This window comes from Bacillota bacterium LX-D (genome assembly GCA_031628995.1).
GTDB lineage: Bacteria > Bacillota > DUOV01 > DUOV01 > Zhaonellaceae > JAVLUO01.
Map to the genome: position 1 here is coordinate 1 of JAVLUO010000024.1, position 1,790 is coordinate 1,790.

Annotated in this window: 1 protein-coding gene; it reads right to left on the minus strand. The window is 43.3% G+C overall.

Annotated elements, in window-relative coordinates; translation table 11 throughout:
- Positions 1–29 precede the first annotated feature (29 nt).
- The gene (gene ltrA, locus RDV78_11300) at positions 30–1,439 is read right to left on the minus strand and encodes a group II intron reverse transcriptase/maturase (protein ID MDS1031008.1); all 1,410 of its coding nucleotides are present in this window, start codon (positions 1,437–1,439) and stop codon (positions 30–32) included.
- Positions 1,440–1,790: the final 351 nt, after the last annotated feature.

Sequence of the window (1,790 nt, forward strand, 5' to 3'; positions counted from 1 at the left end):
ACCGTTCGGTATACGGCGGTTCAATAGAATTAATGTACTTGTGAATACCTTTCGTTTATCGACTGAAGACCTATTTTTCTTAGGAATTCGTTGGTTAATGTTCTTGCAAGGATTGGGCTATTGGCTATGCGCCAGTAGCCTTTTCTTGTGTTGGCGTATTCCCAAGCCTTGTAGTTGTCTAAACCAAGCTTTACGAGGTTATCATGCTTGGTTTTGATTTTCTTCCACTGCTTCCAGAAACACATCCTTATCCTTCTTCTGAGCCATTCGTCCAACGACTTTGTAAGAGTTCCCATGTCCGCAATGCCAAAGTAATTCACCCATCCTGTTATACACTGTTTCAGCTTTAACATTCTTTTCTCCATACTCATGGCTTTGCTTCTGCCTGTTAGTTCTTTTAACTTTTGTTTAAATTTCTGTACTGGCTTTGGGTGTACTCTTATTCCGATTCCACCGTTCTTTCGGTAGAATGAGAATCCTACAAATTTAAGCTTCCAAGGTCTATCCACTGTGCTTTTTTCTTTGTTAACTTTGAGTTTTAATTCTCCCTCGAGGAATTTCGTGATGCTTTCCATGACTCTGTTTGCCGCCTTTTGACTTTTAACGTAGATGTTACAGTCGTCTGCGTAGCGGCAAAATTTTAAGCCTCTCTTTGTGAGTTCTTTATCCAGCTCGTTTAGCATGACGTTACTAAGAAGCGGGGACAACGGTCCGCCCTGTGGGCATCCTAGTTCTGTTTCTACTACCACACCATTAATCATCACTCCGGATTGCAGGTATTTTCTTATTAGGGATAATACTCTGCTATCCTTAATCTTCTCTGACAGTAACCTCATTAGCTTGTCGTGGTTTACTGTATCGAAATATTTAGCTAAGTCTATATCGACTGCCCATGTATATCCTGCTTCGATATATTCCTTGCATTTGTGTATGGCTTGGTGTGCGCTTCTGTTTGGTCTGAATCCGTAGCTATTATCTGAGAACTCTTCCTCATAAATAGGACTTAATACTTGTGCAATAGCTTGCTGTATCACTCTATCTAGCACTGTGGGTATGCCTAATAGCCTTACGCCCCCGTCGGGTTTTGGTATTTCTACTCTCCTGACTGGTTGGGGACGATAATTTCCTTCCAGTATGGCTTGCCTGATTTGGTTGCCATTTTGTTTGAGAAATTGTAGAAGTTCATCTACTGTCATTCCGTCTACTCCATGGCTCCCTTTGTTTGCCCTGACCCTTCTGTAGGCTAGGTTCATATTGTTACGGTCAATTATCTTTTCAAGCAAACAACTGGCGTATTCACTTCCATCGTTTCCTCGCTCCTCTGACATGGAAGAAATACTCGGCGCTCCTACATTATCTCTGAGTTCCACCCTTCCTTCCTGTAGGTAGCCTTCACCATGAAGTTGTCTGCTTTCAACGTATTTCTTCGTGTCTTTCAAAGTTTGGAAACCTCCTATTGTTCAGCCCTTCCCGCGGTGTATATATCCACCGTGGTACTATGGCCTCTGCTGACTTCTGACAGTTCAGCCATACATCACTGCATGGGTTGCTGTTTCTGAATGCACATCCACAGCTTATCTGTCAGACCTCCCCAGGTAAGAACGCTTACTTTCGCTCCATATATCTGCTACATTTACACCGCCCGTTTCGGATAGTTTTGGGCTTCGTTTTGTTTTGCAAACTCACCCACGAGCATATGCCTTATATGTAGTTCGTGTTCCTCAGACCAGAGCTTTGCCGCCGACTTCCTTCAGATTCCACCTCGCGATGGACACCCTTGTCTTAGGCTA